This window comes from Xanthobacter sp. 126 (genome assembly GCF_000526175.1).
Lineage (GTDB): Bacteria > Pseudomonadota > Alphaproteobacteria > Rhizobiales > Xanthobacteraceae > Xanthobacter > Xanthobacter aminoxidans.
Genome location: NZ_JAFO01000001.1, coordinates 3,455,169 through 3,472,143 on the forward strand (window position 1 = coordinate 3,455,169; position 16,975 = coordinate 3,472,143).

At 69.3% G+C, this 16,975-nt stretch carries 13 protein-coding genes; 6 read left to right on the forward strand and 7 right to left on the reverse strand.

Features of this window, described 5'->3' with window-relative positions; all coding sequences use genetic code 11:
* Window positions 1-198: 198 nt before the first annotated feature.
* From holA to leuS, 3 genes are read right to left on the reverse strand one after another with little or no spacing between them, the layout of a single operon-like run.
* On the reverse strand, window positions 199-1,224 hold the full coding sequence (gene holA / locus XAN126_RS0116490) for a DNA polymerase III subunit delta (RefSeq protein ID WP_024279691.1): 1,026 nt from the start codon (window positions 1,222-1,224) through the stop codon (window positions 199-201).
* A gap of 4 nt (window positions 1,225-1,228) precedes the next feature.
* Window positions 1,229-1,813: an LPS assembly lipoprotein LptE gene (gene lptE / locus XAN126_RS0116495; protein ID WP_024279692.1), complete on the reverse strand. Its 585-nt coding sequence runs from the start codon at window positions 1,811-1,813 to the stop codon at window positions 1,229-1,231.
* The gene (gene leuS / locus XAN126_RS0116500; RefSeq protein WP_024279693.1) at window positions 1,800-4,487 is read right to left on the reverse strand and encodes a leucine--tRNA ligase; all 2,688 of its coding nucleotides are present in this window, start codon (window positions 4,485-4,487) and stop codon (window positions 1,800-1,802) included. The genes lptE and leuS overlap by 14 nt, the downstream gene beginning before the upstream one ends.
* Before the next feature lie 417 nt (window positions 4,488-4,904).
* On the opposite strand from leuS, the gene XAN126_RS0116505 reads away from it, so the two are divergent.
* A complete protein-coding gene (locus tag XAN126_RS0116505) occupies window positions 4,905-6,338 on the forward strand; it encodes a sodium:proton antiporter (protein WP_024279694.1) in 1,434 nt (477 codons plus the stop codon).
* 242 nt (window positions 6,339-6,580) lie between these two features.
* Here XAN126_RS0116505 and XAN126_RS0116510 read toward each other — a convergent pair whose 3' ends face one another.
* The 4 genes from XAN126_RS0116510 to fabD form a co-directional block, all read right to left on the reverse strand.
* Window positions 6,581-7,855: a cyclopropane-fatty-acyl-phospholipid synthase family protein gene (locus XAN126_RS0116510; RefSeq protein WP_024279695.1), complete on the reverse strand. Its 1,275-nt coding sequence runs from the start codon at window positions 7,853-7,855 to the stop codon at window positions 6,581-6,583.
* Between the two features lie 193 nt (window positions 7,856-8,048).
* A complete protein-coding gene (locus XAN126_RS0116515) occupies window positions 8,049-10,490 on the reverse strand; it encodes a hypothetical protein (RefSeq protein WP_155982335.1) in 2,442 nt (813 codons plus the stop codon).
* A 185-nt stretch (window positions 10,491-10,675) separates the two neighbouring features.
* Complete coding sequence (fabG, locus tag XAN126_RS0116520) at window positions 10,676-11,419, reverse strand: 3-oxoacyl-[acyl-carrier-protein] reductase (RefSeq protein WP_024279697.1); 744 nt, start codon at window positions 11,417-11,419, stop codon at window positions 10,676-10,678.
* Window positions 11,420-11,552: 133 nt separating this feature from the next.
* The gene (gene fabD, locus XAN126_RS0116525; RefSeq protein WP_024279698.1) at window positions 11,553-12,539 is read right to left on the reverse strand and encodes an ACP S-malonyltransferase; all 987 of its coding nucleotides are present in this window, start codon (window positions 12,537-12,539) and stop codon (window positions 11,553-11,555) included.
* Between the two features lie 227 nt (window positions 12,540-12,766).
* Here fabD and XAN126_RS27265 point away from each other — a divergent pair, with 227 nt between their 5' ends.
* The 5 genes from XAN126_RS27265 to rplI all read left to right on the forward strand — a co-directional run bounded on the left by XAN126_RS27265 (window position 12,767) and on the right by rplI (window position 16,765).
* Complete coding sequence (locus XAN126_RS27265; protein ID WP_155982336.1) at window positions 12,767-13,837, forward strand: polysaccharide deacetylase family protein; 1,071 nt, start codon at window positions 12,767-12,769, stop codon at window positions 13,835-13,837.
* Window positions 13,838-14,331: 494 nt separating this feature from the next.
* On the forward strand, window positions 14,332-14,784 hold the full coding sequence (rpsF, locus tag XAN126_RS0116535) for a 30S ribosomal protein S6 (RefSeq protein WP_024279700.1): 453 nt from the start codon (window positions 14,332-14,334) through the stop codon (window positions 14,782-14,784).
* The gene (gene rpsR, locus XAN126_RS0116540; RefSeq protein WP_024279701.1) at window positions 14,784-15,050 is read left to right on the forward strand and encodes a 30S ribosomal protein S18; all 267 of its coding nucleotides are present in this window, start codon (window positions 14,784-14,786) and stop codon (window positions 15,048-15,050) included. Before rpsF ends, rpsR begins: the two co-directional genes overlap by 1 nt.
* A 138-nt stretch (window positions 15,051-15,188) precedes the next feature.
* Window positions 15,189-16,142 (forward strand): DUF2232 domain-containing protein, encoded by a 954-nt coding sequence (locus XAN126_RS0116545; protein WP_024279702.1) that lies wholly within the window; start codon window positions 15,189-15,191, stop codon window positions 16,140-16,142.
* Window positions 16,143-16,183: 41 nt separating this feature from the next.
* Complete coding sequence (gene rplI, locus XAN126_RS0116550; protein ID WP_024279703.1) at window positions 16,184-16,765, forward strand: 50S ribosomal protein L9; 582 nt, start codon at window positions 16,184-16,186, stop codon at window positions 16,763-16,765.
* Window positions 16,766-16,975: the final 210 nt, after the last annotated feature.

Genomic DNA, 16,975 nt, shown 5'->3' on the forward strand with positions numbered 1-16,975 from the left:
CCGCCTTGAGCAAGGCCCCTCCCCTCTGTCCGCCGTCATGCCCGGGCTTGTCCCGGGTATCCACGTCGGGCCGATGGAGTAGGTGTCCCAGAACTATTCCCGGCCGAGCCACGTGGATGGCCGGGACAAGCCCGGCCATGACGGATGCTAAGCGTCGCGAATGTGGCTCTGCGAGCCACCGCGAAAAAGGCCCCGCTGCTACCGCCGCCGGCCCGCCTGCTGGGCCACCTGCAACACCACCCGCTCGCAGATGGCGGGGGCGAGCGGCGCGTTGCGGCGGGCGGCGAGGACCGCGTCGTCGACGGCGAGGAGCGCCTTCATGCAGCGGTCGGGGTCGAGGCCGCGCAGGGCCTTTTCCAGCTTGGGCTTGCGCGAGAAATGCACCGGCGGGCGCGCCGAGCCCACCACGCTTTCGGGGCTCGATCCCCCCGCCACGGCGAGGGTCATGGGGTGCAGCGCGGTGAGCGCGCGCAGCAGGCCGCCCAGCACGGCATCCGGCCGCGTCGCCGCGCCGAAGGCCTTGGAGAGGGCCGCCAGCGCATCCCGCGTCTCGCCGGCCAGCGCCGAATCCACCACGTCGTCCAGCGCCAGAGCCGAGGCATCGCCGACGATGAGGCGCACGTCCTCCAGCGTCACGCGCTCGGTGCCCATGGCATAGAGGATGAGCTTGGCGATCTCCCCGCGCGAGGCCAGCCGGTCGCCACCGATGAGGGAGACGAGCAGCTCGCGCGCGTCGCGATCGATGGAAAGGCCGGCCTCCGCCATCATCTGATCGACGAGGCGGGCGAGGTCGCGCTCGCTGTCGGCGTAGCAGGCGATGGCGAGGGCGTTCTGGGCGTTTTCGCACAGGGTGCGGAGCGGCGCGCCCTTCTTCAGGTCGCCGGCCTCCACCACCACCAGCGCGTCGCAGGGGTTGGAGAGAACCGGCTGGATCGCGGGCACGATGTTCTTGGAGCCGGCGCGCACCCACACCACCCGCTCACCGCCGAACAGGCCGATGGTGGAGGTCTCGTCGATCAGCCGGCGGGGATCCGAGGCGATCTCGTCGCCCTCCAGCCGCACCAGCGCGAAGGGATCGTGGGCATCGGGCACGGCGCGGCGCACCAGTCCCTCGGCGCGCTCGCGCACGAGGCCGGTGTCGGGGCCGTAGATGAGGATGACGCTCTTGGACCGGTCGCGCCGGGCGAGCGCCGCGTCGGCGTCGCCGGGCCGGACCGCGACCATCCGCTCAGCTCGCCGAACGGGCCGGCGGCGCGTTGCCGGTGCGGATGAACCACGCGGCAAGCTGCGCCTTGATCTGGTCCGCCACGGAACGGGCGGCCCGCTTCTCGGCGTCGATCTGGGCGCTGTAGTTGGCGAAGCGCTGGTCGCTGGTGTCGATGGTGGCGGAGCCGGTGGCGGCGCCTTCCACCTGGGTGATCTTCTTCTTGTCGTCCGCCTTGATAATGCGCCAGTTGGCGGTGACGCGGATGATCTGGTTCTCGGGCAGGCCCGAGGAGGAATTGATGAGCGCGGTGGAGGTGGAGCTGTCCACCGTGATGATCATCTGCAGCGGCGCGCCCTTGGGATTCCCCTCGCCGCCGGTGAGGGCGAAGATCAGGTCGTTGCGCAGGTCGTTGCCGAGCCGCCCCTGGATCTGGACGATCTCCACGTCCTTCATCTTGTCGAGCAGCGCCGGCCCGCCGGTGGTGGAATTCTCGGCATAGAGCGGCTGGAAGCAGCCCGCGAGCGCCCCGGAAAGGGCGCACACCAGCATCAGCCGCCCCAGAAGGGCGGCGGGGCGCATGCGGAAGGACGGATCAGGCGACGACATTCACGATCCTCTGCGGCACCACGATGATACGCTTCGGCGCGCGTCCGTCGAGTGCCCGCTGGACGCTTTCCAGCGCGAGCACGGCGGCCTCGACCTCGGCCGGGGTCGCCTCGCGCGGGACGACGATATCGTCGCGCTTCTTGCCATTGATCTGGATCGGAAGTGTGACCGTGTCACGGCGCAGCAGATCGGCCTCGGTGGCCGGCCAGGCGGCCTCCGCTACCAGCGACCCGTGGCCGAGAGCGACCCAGCACTCCTCGGCGAGGTGCGGCGTCATGGGCGCCACCACGCCCGTCAGCATCTCGGCGGCTTCGCGGAGCGCGAAGGCGAGGTCTTCCGGCACCTCGGGCGCCGAGCGGGCGGCAGCGACGGCCGAGCCGAACACGTTGGCGAACTCGTGGACATGGGCCACGGCCACGTTGAAGCGCAGCCGCTCGATGTCCTCGGCCACCGTCGCAACGAGGCCGTGGGCGGCGCGGCGCAGGCCGAGGGCCTGCTCACCGAAGGTCGCGGGGCGGCCGGCGCCGGAAGTTGTACCCGGCTTGGCGCCCAGCTCCACCGCCTCGTTCACCAGACGCCACACGCGCTGCACGAAGCGCCAGGCGCCCTCGATGCCGCCCTGCGTCCACTCGCTGTCGCGCTCGGGCGGGGTGTCGGAGAGCATGAACCAGCGAGCGCAGTCCACGCCGTAGGTATCCGCCACCACCTCGGGCGCCACCACGTTGCGCTTGGACTTGGACATCTTCTCCGGCGGGGAGACGGTGACGGGCGTGCCGTCCGAAATCCGCACCGCCTTGCCGTTGCCGAGGAGCTTCACCTCCTCGGGGAAGAGCCACTTGCCCTCGGTATCCTTGTACGTCTCGTGGACGATCATACCCTGGGTGAAGAGGCCGGCGAACGGCTCCTCCAGGTCCACCCGGCCGCAATGCTTCAGGGCGCGGGTGAAGAAGCGGGAATAGAGCAGGTGCAGGATCGCGTGCTCGATGCCGCCGATATACTGGTCCACCGGCAGCCAGTGGGAGACCGCCGCCTTGTCCAGCGGCTTCTCCACATTGTCGGAGGCGTAGCGCAGGAAATACCAGGACGAATCCACGAAGGTGTCCATGGTGTCCGTCTCGCGCCGGGCCGGCTTGCCGCACTTGGGGCACGGCACGTCGCGCCACGCCTTGGCGCGGTCCAGCGGATTGCCCGGACGGTCGAAGGTGACGTCATCCGGCAGTTCCACCGGAAGCTGGTCGCGGGGCACGCCCACCGGGCCGCAGTCGTCGCAATGGATGACCGGGATGGGGCAGCCCCAGTAGCGCTGGCGCGAGATGCCCCAGTCGCGCAGGCGGAAGTTCACCCGCCTTGTGCCCTGCGGCTCGCCCGCGACGCGGAAGCGCTCCAGCTGGCGGGCCACCGCCTCCTTGGCCTCGGGCACGCTCATGCCATCGAGGAAGGCGGAGTTGAACAGGGTGCCGTCGCCGTCATACGGCCCCTCGGCCACCGAGAAGGTGGCGGGGTCCGCGCCCTCGGGCAGCACCACGGGGGTGATGGCGAGGCCGTATTTGGTGGCAAAGTCAAAGTCGCGCTGGTCGTGGGCCGGGCAGCCGAAGATGGCGCCGGTGCCGTAGTCCATCAGCACGAAGTTGGCGACATAGACCGGCACGGTGCGCGTGGCGTCCAGCGGATGGACGACGCTGAGTCCGGTGGCGTAGCCCTTCTTCTCCTGCGTCTCGATCTCTTCCGCCGAAGTGCCGCCGCGCTTGCACTCGGCGATGAAGGCGGAGAGCTGCCCGTCCGTGCCGGCGAGGTGCTTGGCCAGCGGATGGTCGGGCGAGAGCGCGAGGAAGGAGGCGCCGAACAGGGTGTCCGGGCGGGTGGTGTAGACCTTCACCGCCTTGGTGCCGGCGGGCAGCTTCTCCGCACCCGCCTTGGCGAACTCGAACAGCACTTCGAGCCCTTCCGAGCGGCCGATCCAGTTGCGCTGCATGAGGCGCACCTTGTCGGGCCAGCGGTCGAGCGTGTCGATGGCGTCGAGCAACTCCTGGGCGAACTGGGTGATGCGCAGGAACCACTGGGACAGCTTGCGCCGCTCCACGATGGCGCCGGAGCGCCAGCCGCGGCCGTCGATGACCTGCTCGTTGGCGAGCACGGTGTTGTCCACCGGGTCCCAATTGACCTCGCTCTCCTTCCGGTAGGCGAGGCCGTTGTCCAGGAAGTCGAGGAAGATGCGCTGCTGCTCCACGTAATAGGACGGGTCGCAGGTGGCGATCTCGCGGTTCCAGTCGAGCGACAGGCCGAGCAGCTGGAGCTGCTCGCGCATGGAGGCGATGTTCTCGTAGGTCCAGCTCTTGGGGTGGATGCCGCGCTCGATGGCGGCATTCTCCGCCGGCAGGCCGAAGGCGTCCCAGCCCATGGGATGGAGCACGTTGAAGCCCTGCATGCGCTTGTAGCGCGCGAGCACGTCTCCCATCACATAGTTGCGGCCGTGGCCGATATGGATGCGCCCCGACGGATAGGGAAACATCTCCATGACGAAGAATTTCGGACGCGGGTCGTCGTTGCGCGTGCGGAAGATGCCGCGCTCGGCCCAGGTCTTCTGCCACTTCGGCTCGGCTTCGCGGGCGTTGTAGCGGTCTTGAGTGCGGTCCTGGGTGCGTTCTTGCGCGCGCTCGGGGGCGTGCTCCGTCATGGGATCTTGGGTCATGGGTCCGTCAGGCGTCGAAACGGCCGGGACTAGGACAGAAACCAACCCTGCGGTCAACCGTCCCGCACCGCCGAAGGTGCCCGGACCAGCGACGGCGCAGCCGGAGCCCCCCGTTCCCCGGACAAGCGACACCGAAGGTGGAATGCTGAGCCCGGGTCCAGCGCAAGACTCCCGCGCAGCGGGGCCGTCCCTCCCCTCTCCCCTTGCGGGAGAGGGGGCACGGCCAGCACCTTCCGTCGACGCTGCATGCGTCCGGGGCACGATGGCGGTGCAAGCGCCCCCCCGCGCATTTCACTGAAGGACGACGGCGGCCGGTTTGGCCTTGCCACATGCCGGCCCATCGTCCATCAAACCGTGGGGACATCAATCTGGAGGGTGGCGATGACGGCGCCGGGTCGCGGGATGAGAGTCGCTTCGGGAATTGCCGCAACACTCCTCCTGACCACCCTATCAGCCGCGCCTGCGCTTGCGGCGGACGGGGTTCCCGCCCTCAACGGCGCGAAGCTCCCGCTGCTCTGGGGCATCCCCTTCGCCGGCATGCTGCTGTCGATCGCCCTGTTCCCGCTGCTCGCGAACCACTTCTGGCACCACCATTACGGCAAGGTGGCGCTGTTCTGGGGGCTGGCCTTCGCGGTGCCCTTCTCGCTCACCTATGGCCCGTCGGCGACGGCGCACGAGGTGGTGCACACGGCGCTGCTGGAATACATCCCCTTCATCATCCTGCTGTTCGCCCTGTTCACCGTGTCCGGCGGCATCCTCGTCACCGGCAATCTCAAGGGCACGCCGCTGGTCAACACGGTGATCCTGGCCTTCGGCACGGTGATCGCCAGCCTCATCGGCACCACCGGCGCCTCCATGGTGCTCATCCGCCCGCTGCTGCGCGCCAATGACGACCGCCGGCACAATGTGCACACGGTGGTGTTCTTCATCTTCCTGGTGTCGAACATCGGCGGCTCGCTGACCCCGCTGGGCGACCCGCCCCTGTTCCTCGGCTTCCTGAAGGGCGTGAACTTCTTCTGGACCACGACCCACCTGCTGCACGACACGGCGGTGATCGCGGCCATCCTGCTCGTCGCCTATTACCTGCTGGACCGCTTCTTCTACGCCCGCGAGGACGAGGTGATCCGCAATCCGCCGGACCCCACCCCGGCGACCGACAACCTCGGCCTGCGCGGGGCGCAGAACCTGCCGCTGCTCGGCGGCATCATCGGCGCCATCCTCATCTCGGCGCTGTGGAAGCCGGGCATCAATTTCGACGTCTACGGCACCCATCTGGAGCTGCAATGGGTGGTGCGCGATGTGCTGCTCGTGGTGTTCGCGCTGATCTCGCTCGCCATCACCCCGGCGCTGGTGCGCGAGCGCAACGGCTTCGACTGGGAGCCCATCCTGGAAGTGGCGAAGCTGTTCGCCGCCATCTTCCTCACCATCATCCCGGTCATCGCCATCCTGAAGGCCGGCGCCAGCGGCGCCCTCGCCCCGCTCGTCAACCTCGTCACCACGCCGGACGGCCAGCCGGTGAACGTCTGGTACTTCTGGCTGACGGGCGCGCTCTCCGCCTTCCTCGACAATGCCCCGACCTATCTCGTGTTCTTCAACCTCGCCGGCGGCGATCCCCACCAGCTCATGGGGCCGCTCGCGGTGACGCTGGAGGCGATCTCGGCCGGCGCGGTGTTCATGGGCGCGCTGACCTATATCGGCAACGCACCCAACTTCATGGTGCTCTCCATCGCCCGCCATCGCGGCGTGAAGATGCCGAGCTTCTTCGGCTACATGGCGTGGTCGTTCAGCTTCCTGCTGCCGCCCTTCGCGCTGATCACCTGGCTGTATTTCGTCTGAGGGGTGGGCAGGACGGTGGCATACGCACCACCCTCGCGCCCCGGACGCACGCAGCGTTAGCGGAATGCGAGCCGGGGCCCAGCGCAAGGGACCGCCGAAGGCGCTTCCGGGCCTTACGATCCTCGGGCTTTGCCCCGCTGCGCAGGGAGTCTTGCGCTGGCCCCCGGCTCGGCGCTCCGGCTTTCGCCGTCGCTGGTCCGGAGAACAGGCCGCCGGCGTGGCCGGCGCCCGTCAATGCCCCCCTACTCCCCCGCCAGCCGAAGCGGCGCGCCCTGCGCCGCTTCCGCCCGCCTGAGCCGCGCCTCGGCCTCGGCGATGTAGCCGCGGGTGAGCGGCACCGCCTCCTGGCGGCGCGCAAGCTGGATCTGGAACACGTTCAGGCCCTGATGGCGGAAGCCCATCTCGCTGGCCGCGAGGTAGAAGTCCCACATGCGGCAGAAGCGCTCATCGGTGAGCCGCGCCGCCTCCTCCCGGCGGGCGAGGAAGCGCTGGCGCCACGCCTTCAGCGTCTGCGCATAATGCAGGCGCAGCAGCTCGATGTCGGTGACGACGAGCCCGCTCTTCTCGATATGCGGCGTCACCTCCGACAAAGCGGGAATGTAGCCGCCGGGGAAGATGTATTTGGCGATGAACGGGTTGGTGACGCCGGGCGGGTCGGAGCGGCCGATGGCGTGCAGCAGCATCACCCCGTCCTCCGTCAAAAGGCTACGCGCCTTGCGGAAGAAGGCGCCGTAATGGTCCACGCCCACATGCTCGAACATGCCCACCGAGACGATGCGGTCGAACGGGCCGTCCACGTCGCGATAATCCCGCAGAGCGAAGGAGACATACCCCGCCATGCCCCGTTCGTCAGCACGGGCGGTGGCGAGCGCCAGCTGCTCCTGCGAGAGGGTGACGCCGGAGACCTGCGCCCCCGCCATCTCCGCGAGATAGAGGGCGAGCCCGCCCCAGCCAGAGCCGATGTCCAGCACCTTCAGCCCCGGCCGGTCCAGCACGAGCTTCGCCGCGATGTGGCGCTTCTTGGCGAGCTGGGCGTCGTCGAGGCTCTGCCCCTCATGCTCGAAATAGGCGCAGCTGTATTGCCGGTCGTGATCGAGGAAGAGGGAATAGAGCCGGCCGTCGATGTCGTAATGGTGCGCCACGTTGCGCCGCGACCGTTCAGGCGGGTTGAACTGGGCGATGCGCCGGCTCAGCCGCCGCAGCACATGAAACGCCTTGGCCGGCACGCTCGGATTGAAGGCGGCGGGCTGGGACATGAGCAAAGCGAGGAGATCGGCAATGCTGCCGGCGTCCATCACCAGCGTGCCGTCCATATAGGCCTCGCCGAGCTTCAGCTCGGGATCGAGGACGATGCCCCGCTCGGCCTCGGCGCTGGTGAAGCGCACGGCGAGCGGCGCGGGGATCGGTCCGGCGCGGGGGGAGCCCTTCACGGTGAAGGTGCGGCCCGAGGCCGTCGTCACCTTCAGCGCGCCATCGACGACGACACGACGCAGAAGTGTCTCCAGCAACCGTTCCATCGGCCGCCTCCGGTTTCGTCCGCTCGATCCTTTCCCGCTTCCCGGCAACGGATGGTTCGGGCCACCCCCTGCGCCCCGAAGTTCCCGGCCTGAAGCGCCGCAACCTCGAAATGAAAACACCAACCGTGCCGCACCGCAATACGGCACGCGACGATTTGACCCGCGGGGCGCGTGCGGGCCGGATGAGCCCGCTTCAGGGCGTCGGGCCGGTGCAGGCTTCCGAGCGGGTGGCGAGGGCGGTCCACACCTGCTCCACAGCGGTGCGGTTGTTGCAGCGGTCGGCGGTGGGCTCCAATTGCTCGTGCAGGTTCATCTGCACGGGCTTGGAGAGCCACCAGCTCATGGAGACCTGCCGGATCTTCTCGGGCGTCGCGGTGCCCACCGGGCAGTGGCCGGTGCTGTCCTCGGGCCAGACCTTGATCTGCACGAGGCTGACCGGGCAGCGCCCGCCGAAACGGGCATCCAGCCAGGCGGCGGCATGGGCGACGGCGAGCCGGCCGCGCCCGCTGCGCACCGCGCCGATGGCGCCGAACGGGCCGGCGACCTCTGGCAGGAAGCTGTGTTCGGCCGCGTCGGGCACCACCACGCCGCGGGCGGTGCGCTCCTCGGTGAGCACGCTCTGGGGGTCGTTGGAGACGACGAGGACGAAGGGCGCCAGCGCCGGCTCCACGTCCACCATGGCCTGCGCCAGCTCGAGCGCGCTCTCGGCCCCGAAATTCTCGAAATAGCCGCCGTCCACGATACGGTCCACCACGTCCGTGTCGACCTGATAGATGGAGCCCGGCGGCGAGATCACCGGGAAGCGGGCGGAGTTGGTGGCCGCCGTGGAGAGCCGCACGTCGAGGTCCGAGCGCACGAGGCTGTGGAAGTCGATGGCGTGGGTGAAGATCGGGCATTCGGCGGTGGGGCCGCCGCTCGGGCAGCGGCTGGAGGCCGCGTAGGTCGGCAGGATGTCGGTGGTGATGATGCGCTGACCGGTCTCCACCGACGTGCCGTTGAGCACGAGATAGGGCACCCAGTGCTCGGGATCGCGCGGGGCGCCGAGGAACGGTTCCGAGAGGCGGCGCGCGGCGCCGGGGCCGGCATTGGCGCCCGCCGCCGCCACATGGCGGGCGAAGCTCGCCTCCCAGGCCTCCTCCAGCAGCGCGGCGCGATCGCGCAGGAAGAGCTGCACCTGATCGTGGAAGGCGAGGCCGAAGAAGGTGGCGGTGAGGAAATCGTCCGCCGTCATGCTCTCCAGGCAGTCGCGCCAGCCGTGGATGGCGCCGCCGAACCAGTGGGCGGGCGCCGCGACGGGGCACGGCGGCGCCTTGCCGGTGCGGGCGGACAGGGCGGCGGCCACCACCGCCGCGCCGTAGGAGCCGCCCGAGACGCCGGAGATGGCGAAGAGGTGGGTGGCGATGCCTTTCCCCTCGCGCTCCCGGCCGTCGAGCACGCTCTGGATGGCGGGGGTGAAGCGCCCGTCGTCCCGCGCCGCGCGGCTCACCTTCGAGCCATCGGCGCGGGTGAAGCTAAAGGCCTGCTTCTGCCGGTCGTAGTCGAGGAAATGGCCGATCACGCTGGCGGTGAAGAAGCCCGCCCGGCTGGCCCCGCCCGCGGCGGCGACGATGATCGGGCGCGGACAGGACGAAGGCTGCTCCGCGCAGCCATTGGCCTGCATCCACAGATGGACGGCCTGGACGAGGCCGGTGCGCCGGTACGCCGGCTCGTCGGCGGTCACGGTGCGCACCGCATGGTTGTCGCCGAACACATAGACGCCGACGGCCCCGGCGATGAACAGGCCGGTCAGGATCGGCACATGGAAGCGCCGCCCGACCGAGGACAGATAGGCGAGGATCGGCACCCAGCCGCCGAAGATCAGCGGCACCGCATAGGCGAGCGGCAGGCGCGCGGCGAGCCAGTGCGGGCTCGCCACTAGGACCGCCACCACCAGCAAAGCGTAGAACAGGAGGGCGAGGCGGCCGGAGGCGTGGAGCTGGCCTTCCGCATCGTCCCGCCGCGGGGCGATGCCGAGCAGGCCGAACACCGGCTGCAGCCAGCGCCCCAGCATGCGGTCCAGCGCGGCGAGGGCTCTCACCTGCGTCAGCCGCCCGCGCAGCACGCAATAGAGATAGAAGAACGGCACCGCCGCCAGCATGGTCCAGACGAGCAGCACCAACTGGTGGTGGGCGGCGTCGATGGCGGGGCGGTCGGCCAGCGTCGGCAAATTGCCGATGGCCCCGTTGGCACCGATGGCGAAGGCGAGGAAGGGCGCAAGGCCGATGAGGCGGGGCACCTCGCGCACCATGGCCGCCATCAGCCGGTCACGCCCGGCGACGCCGCGACGGCCGGCCGAGGCATTGCGCCGGGCGACCAGAACCGCGAGGCCGTTGTCCGTCTCCACCAGCAGGCGCGCGGCGTAGTGCACCGGCATGGCCCACAGCAGGAAGACGGCGCCGACGAGGGAGAGAATGGCACGGGAGAGGCCGGCCGCCGCACCCACCGGCGCGCCGGCCATGGCGACGTCGAGTGTCACGTCCTGCGCCTGCGTCACGCCCGCCATCAGCGCGAGGCCGAGGAGGGCGCTCAGCAACGGAACGCGGACCACCCACAGCACGAGGGTGAGATCGAGGATACAGCCCCAGAAACGCGACACGATGCCCTTCGGCTTCTGCCGAAGCGGAAAATCCGCCGGCCGAGAGCCCGCGCGCACCCGCTCTATCCTCATGCGTGCCTCCCGTCCCCCGCACGCAACTTTAGGATAGATCAGTTCCGATCCCGCTTACAACGTCCGCCCGGTTGAAGGGAGCGGGCGGACGTGCGGTTTGCGGAACGCCGGGATCAGATCATCGCCATGCCGCCGTTGACGTGCAGCGTCTGGCCGGTGACGTAGGCGGCTTCATTCGACGCGAGGTAGACGCAGGCGGCGGCGATGTCCTCGGGGGTGCCGAGCTTGGCGGCCGGCACGGCCTTGAGGATGCCCTCGCGCTGCTTCTCGTTGAGCGCGTCGGTCATGGGGGTGGCGATGAAGCCGGGGGCGATGCAGTTCACCGTCACCCCGCGCGAGGCGACTTCCTGCGCCAGCGACTTGGACATGCCGATCATGCCGGCCTTGGCGGCGGCATAATTGCCCTGCCCCGCATTGCCGGTGACGCCGACGATGGAGGTGATGGAGATGATGCGGCCGGAGCGGCGGCGCATCATGGTGCGCACGGCGGCGCGCGACAGGCGGAAGGCGGCGGTGAGGTTCACCGCGATCACCTGATCCCACGCCTCGTCGCTAAGACGCATGAAGATGTTGTCGCGGGTGATGCCGGCATTGTTGACGAGGATGTCCACATGCCCGCCCAGCGCCTCCTCGGCGGCGGGGATGAGCTTCTCCACCTCTTCGGTGTTGCCGAGGTTGCACGGCAGCACGATGACGCGCTCGCCGCCCATCTCGGCGGCGATGGCATCGAGCGCTTCGCGGCGGGTTCCGGAGACGGCGACCGTGGCGCCCTGGGCATGCAGCGCCTTGGCGATGGCGCCGCCGATGCCGCCGGTGGCGCCAGTCACGAGCGCGGTCTTGCCGGTCAAATCGAACATGTCAGCCCCCAGTTTCTTTCGGGTGTCGCGGCTTTTGCGCCGCCGGTTGTATCGGCTTGGTCGGGTGGTGTCCCGACACAAGGGCGCCCTCGCCCGGATTTTTCCGGGGAGGGCGCCCGTCGGTGAGAAGATGTCAGGCGGCGGAAGCGGCCGCGTTGCGGGCGGCGATGAAGGCGGCCACGTCGTCGGGCGTGCCCACGGCGCTCGCCGCGATCTGCTTGTCGATGCGCTTCACAAGGCCGCAGAGCACCTTGCCGGCGCCCACCTCGACCACGCGGTTCACGCCCGCGCCGGCCATGTAGATCACGCTTTCGCGCCAGCGCACGGTGCCCGTCACCTGCTCCACCAGCAGGCGCACGATCTCGGCCGGATCGGTGACGGGGGAGGCGCGCACGTTGGCCACCAGCGGCACGCGGGGCGTCATCACGGTGGAGCCGGAGAGGGCCACTTCCATGGCCTCGGCTGCCGGACCCATGAGGCGGCAATGGAAGGGGGCGGACACCGGCAGCAGCACCGCCTTCAGCGCGCCGCGCTCCTTGGCGATGAGGATGGCGCGCTCCACGGCGGCCTTGGTGCCGGAGACCACTACCTGCCCGGGGGCATTGTCGTTGGCCGCCTCGCACACGTCGTCGCCGGCGGCTTCCGCCGCCACCGCGACGGCCTGGTCGTAGTCGAGGCCGAGCAGGGCGGCCATGGCGCCCTCGCCCACCGGCACCGCATCCTGCATGGCGCGGCCGCGGATGCGCAGGAGCCGCGCCGCCTCGGTGACGGTGAGGGCGCCGGCGGCGGCCAGCGCCGAATATTCGCCCAGCGAATGGCCAGCGACGAAGGCCGCCTCGCGGACAAGATCAAGCCCCGCTTCCGACTCGAGAACCCGCAGCGCGGCAATGGATACCGCCATCAGTGCCGGCTGGGCGTTGGCGGTGAGGGTCAGTTCGTCGGAAGGGCCTTCCCACATCACCCGCGTCAGGCTGTCGCCGAGGGCGGCATCCACTTCCTCGAACACGGCCTTGGCGGCCGGGAAATTGTCGGCGAGGGCCTTGCCCATGCCCACGGCCTGGCTGCCCTGACCGGGAAAAATGAAGGCAGTCTGGGGTGTTGTGCGCGACCCTTCGGTCATGGGCGGCCTCCGGCTGGAAATTGGCGAGCGGAGAGACACCGGGATTGTGGGCGAGTCAAGGCAAGGGGGTGGCAAAGGCCGCACCGGGGCGATTCTCGAATCGCGTGTCAACCTGTCCTTACGATAAGGAAACTGGGGGTTGGCCATGCCCGCTTCACAATTTATCCATAACGAGCGATGGACATTGGGCGCCGATACGTACGTCCGCATCAGAAAGTGGTTCCGCCGTGAAGCCTGAAGTGAAGGCCATCCGGGGATTTCCGGCGCTTCTTGCCGCCGCTCTCCTCTCCGCCACCGTCATCGTCCCCGCCTGCGCGCAGACACTGACGCCGTCCGGAACCGCGCCTTCCGCGCCGCCCACATCGACCTTCACCGCGCCGCACCCCGCGCTGATGACCGGGCCCGTGCCCTCCTCCATGATGGAACCGGCCCCGGCCAACCTGTCGTCGGGCTCCGGCATGTCGGCGCCCGCCGCGGAGCCAACGGGCACCAACCCGCACAATCTCATCGCCTATTCGTCGGCGACGGTCGATGGCCCCTACATCGCCATGACCTTCGACGATGGCCCCAACCCCGAGACCACGCCGCGCCTGCTGAAGATGCTGGAGCAGCGCGGTATCAAGGCCACCTTCTTCGTGCTCGGCAGCCGCGCCGTCGCCTCGCCCAACATCATCAAGCAGATGATCGCGCAGGGGCACGAGGTGGCGAACCATTCCTGGGATCACCCCCAGCTGCCCAAGATCCCCGTGGCCGCCGCCGACAAGCAGATCGGCGACACCAACGCCGCCATCGAGCAGATCACCGGCCTCAAGATCCACAATGTGCGCCCGCCCTACGGCGCCATGACCCCGGCGCTGCGCGCGCATCTGCGCGAGAAGTTCGGCTCCACCTTCATCTACTGGTCCGTGGACCCGCTGGACTGGAAGGACCGCAACGCGCAGGTCATCCACGACCGCATCCTGAAGAATGTACATCCGGGCGCGATCATCCTCTCCCATGACATCCACGCCACCACGGTGGACGCCATGCCGAAGACGCTCGATGACCTCATCGCCAAGGGCTACAAGTTCGTCACCGTCTCCCAGCTCATCGCCATGAACAAGGCGATGCCGGAGCCCAAGGTCGCCTCGCTCAACCCGGCGCCGAAGAAGAAGCCGAAGCCCCAGGGCGCGGCCGCCGCCGCCAACACCACCGGCTCCACCGGCACGAAGCCCGGCTCCACCGCGACCGCCAAGCCCGTGAGCGCCAAGCCGGCCTCGACGGCCCCCCGCCCGCCGGCGAGCGTCGGGCTGTATTGAGGGCTGGGGCGGGACAATCAGCCTGCCACCCCCTTCGTCCTCCGACACCACCTTCGTCCTCCGACACCACCCTCGCGCTCCGCCACCATCGTCGTCCTCCGGCTTGACCGGAGGCCCCATGGTGCCGTTTGTCCCGGTGGCCCGTCGTCCGCTCCGGCGGAGGAATGGCCCCTCCGGTCAAGCCGGAGGGCGACTGGGAGAGCGGTTAGCGCTGGTCCCCGGATCGGCGCTCCGGCTACGCCGTCGCTGGTCCGGGGCTCCTTGCCTTTCCGCCGAAACCTGCTATACGCCCCGCTTCCGTCGCACCCGGCCGGGGGCTGAACGGACGGTCTTCTTGTGCCGCGGCCCATCCCACGGGTTTGGCCAAGGTTGAGGAAGACAGGGCGAAAGTCCGTCGTCCCGTGTCCCCGCCTTCCGAGCTTCGCGCCTTTCCGAAAGGCAAGAAGGGCTTGGCGCCGGTGGACGGAAGAGTGAAACCGAAAGGCAGTGAACACATGCCGCTCTACGAGCACGTGTTCCTCGCGCGCCAGGACGTCACGGCGCAGCAGGTCGAGGAACTCACCACCCGGTTCAAGGGTGTCATCGAGGCGAATGGCGGCTCGGTCGGTAAGACCGAGTATTGGGGCGTGAAGTCCCTCACCTATCGCATCAACAAGAACCGCAAGGCCCACTTCACCCTCCTGAACATCGACGCCCCCGCGGCGGCGGTGCAGGAGCTGGAGCGCCAGCAGCGCATCGACGAGGACGTCCTGCGCATCCTCACCCTGCGCGTCGAGGAGCACGAGGAGGGTCCCTCCGCCATGCTCCAGAAGCGTGACCGGGACGACCGTGGCGAGCGCGGAGAGCGTGGCGACCGCGGTGATCGTGGCGACCGCTTCGGCGGCCGTGAGGATCGGCCGCGCCGTCCGCGTCCGACCGATGAAGTGCAGGCCGAGGAGGGCAACTGATGGCTTTCGCATCGTCCGGTGGTGCCGGCGCCGGCGGCGGTCAGCGCCGTCCCTTCTTCCGCCGTCGCAAGACCTGCCCCTTCTCCGGCCCGAACGCGCCGAAGATCGACTACAAGGATGTGCGTCTCCTGCAGCGCTACATCTCCGAGCGCGGCAAGATCGTGCCCTCGCGCATCACGGCGGTCTCCGCCAAGAAGCAGCGCGAGCTCTCCGCCGCCATCAAGCGCGCGCGGTTCCTGGGCCTGCTGCCCTTCGTGATCCGCTGATCGCCTGATCAGCTGATTGGGGCGCCCCCTTCGGGAGGGCGCCCTTCCTTTAGCGACGCGCTTCGGGGAATGACCCCCGGAGCGTCTGCTGGGGCGGAAAATCCGCCTCTAACCGCACCCGCGGGACAGCTTGTCGAGATGGTGTACCTTCTTCTCACAGGCGTGGCTGCCGGCCTCGCATCCGCCCTTCTTGCCGCCGGAGCCGCGGCGGGATCGGCGCTGGCCGTGCCCCTGTTCTATCTCTCGCCTTTGCCGGTGATGATCGCCGGCCTCGCCTTCTCGCCGCTCTCGGCGCTGGTGGCGCTTGCCGTGGGCGCTGCGGGGCTCGGCCTCGGCTTCGGCGGAACCCTCCTCCTGACATACTTGGTCAGCCTCGGCGGACCGGCCTTCGCCTTGTCCTATGCGGCGATGTTGGCGCGGCCAGATCCGGCCGGACGGGACGGGCTGGTGTGGTTCCCGGTGGGCGGGCTGGTGCTGCTCTCCGCCGCCGTCTCGACGCTGGCGGTCATCATCGCCCTGTTCACGGTCGCCGGCGATTACGAAAGCTACCGCAAGGCGGTGATCGCCGCGTTCGAGACGCTGCTCTCGGGCCAGGTGCTGCCGGGCGCGGAGCCGACCGATCCCGCCGCCGTGGGGGCCATCGTGGCGCGCCTGCTGCCGGGCATGGCGGCGGTGATGTCCATGGTCTCGCAGCTCGTCTGCCTCTATCTCGCGGCCCGCGCCGCGCTGATCTCCGGCCGCCTCAGGCGTCCGTGGCCGACCCTATCGGCCTTCCGCCTGCCGCCCGTCACCTCGCTGGTGCTGGCGGTGGCGATCGCCTTGTCCATGGCCGGGGCGATGGTGGGACTGTCCGCCTCCGCCGCGGCCGCGACACTGGTGTGCGCCTATGCGCTCGCGGGCTTCGCCGTGGTCCATGCCGTGACCATCGGCCACTCGGCCCGCTTCCTCATCCTCGCCGGGCTGTGGCTCACCACGGCCGTGCTCGGCTGGCCGGTCATCGCCATGGCGATGCTCGGCTTTGTCGACGCCATGTTCGACTTCCGCTCGCGCATGGGCTCCGGGCAAAGCCCGCCCGCCGCGAACGACCGCTGAAAAACACCGTAAATCCAACGATCAGAGACAGGAGAACCAAAATGGACGTCATTCTTCTCGAGCGCGTCGCCAAGCTCGGCCAGATGGGCGAAGTGGTGAAGGTGAAGGACGGCTTCGGCCGCAACTACCTGCTGCCGAACGGCAAGGCCCTGCGCGCCACCAAGGCGAACAAGGAGCGGTTCGAGACCATGAAGATCGAGCTCGAGGCCCGCAACCTGGAGCGCCGCAAGGACGCCGAGGCGGTGGCCGAGAAGCTCGCCGGCCAGGCCGTCATCATGATCCGTCAGGCGGGCGAGAGCGGCCAGCTCTACGGCTCGGTCTCCACCCGCGACATCGCCGAGGGCTTCACCGCCAACGGCTTCAGCCTCGACCGCGGCCAGATCGTGATGAACCACCCCATCAAGACCCTGGGCCTGCATGTGGTGCCGGTGAGCCTACACCCCGAGGTCGAGGTGACCGTGCAGGTCAACGTCGCCCGCAACGCGGAAGAGGCCGAGCGCCAGGCCCGTGGCGAGGACGTGCGCACCGCCCGTGACGAGGACGCCGAGATCGAGGCCGAGCTCGCCATCGAGCGCGCCGCCGTGGCCGCCGAAATCGCCGCCGAGGAAGGCGAGGAAGCCTGATTCTGGCCTGAGGCCTGCGGCACCGGCGCCCCGGCGCCGGTTGCACGCTTTGAACACGGCGTCCCGGCCTCACCGCCGGGGCGCCGTTTTCGTTTGGGGGATCGCCCCGCGTCCCGGACGCATGCAGCGAAAGCGGAATGCGAGCCGGGACCCAGCGCAAGAGACCGCCGAAGGCGCTTCCTTGCCCAACCACCCTCAGGCTTTGCCCCG

Excerpts from the sequence above, each read along its gene's own strand:
- holA (WP_024279691.1), bottom strand. The coding sequence starts at position 1,224 with ATGGTCGCGGTCCGGCCCGGCGACGCCGACGCGGCGCTCGCCCGGCGC.
- lptE (WP_024279692.1), bottom strand. The coding sequence starts at position 1,813 with ATGTCGTCGCCTGATCCGTCCTTCCGCATGCGCCCCGCCGCCCTTCTG.
- leuS (WP_024279693.1), bottom strand. The coding sequence starts at position 4,487 with ATGACGGAGCACGCCCCCGAGCGCGCGCAAGAACGCACCCAGGACCGC.
- XAN126_RS0116505 (WP_024279694.1), top strand. The coding sequence starts at position 4,905 with ATGAGAGTCGCTTCGGGAATTGCCGCAACACTCCTCCTGACCACCCTA.
- XAN126_RS0116510 (WP_024279695.1), bottom strand. The coding sequence starts at position 7,855 with ATGGAACGGTTGCTGGAGACACTTCTGCGTCGTGTCGTCGTCGATGGC.
- fabG (WP_024279697.1), bottom strand. The coding sequence starts at position 11,419 with ATGTTCGATTTGACCGGCAAGACCGCGCTCGTGACTGGCGCCACCGGC.
- fabD (WP_024279698.1), bottom strand. The coding sequence starts at position 12,539 with ATGACCGAAGGGTCGCGCACAACACCCCAGACTGCCTTCATTTTTCCC.
- rpsF (WP_024279700.1), top strand. The coding sequence starts at position 14,332 with ATGCCGCTCTACGAGCACGTGTTCCTCGCGCGCCAGGACGTCACGGCG.
- rpsR (WP_024279701.1), top strand. The coding sequence starts at position 14,784 with ATGGCTTTCGCATCGTCCGGTGGTGCCGGCGCCGGCGGCGGTCAGCGC.
- XAN126_RS0116545 (WP_024279702.1), top strand. The coding sequence starts at position 15,189 with ATGGTGTACCTTCTTCTCACAGGCGTGGCTGCCGGCCTCGCATCCGCC.
- rplI (WP_024279703.1), top strand. The coding sequence starts at position 16,184 with ATGGACGTCATTCTTCTCGAGCGCGTCGCCAAGCTCGGCCAGATGGGC.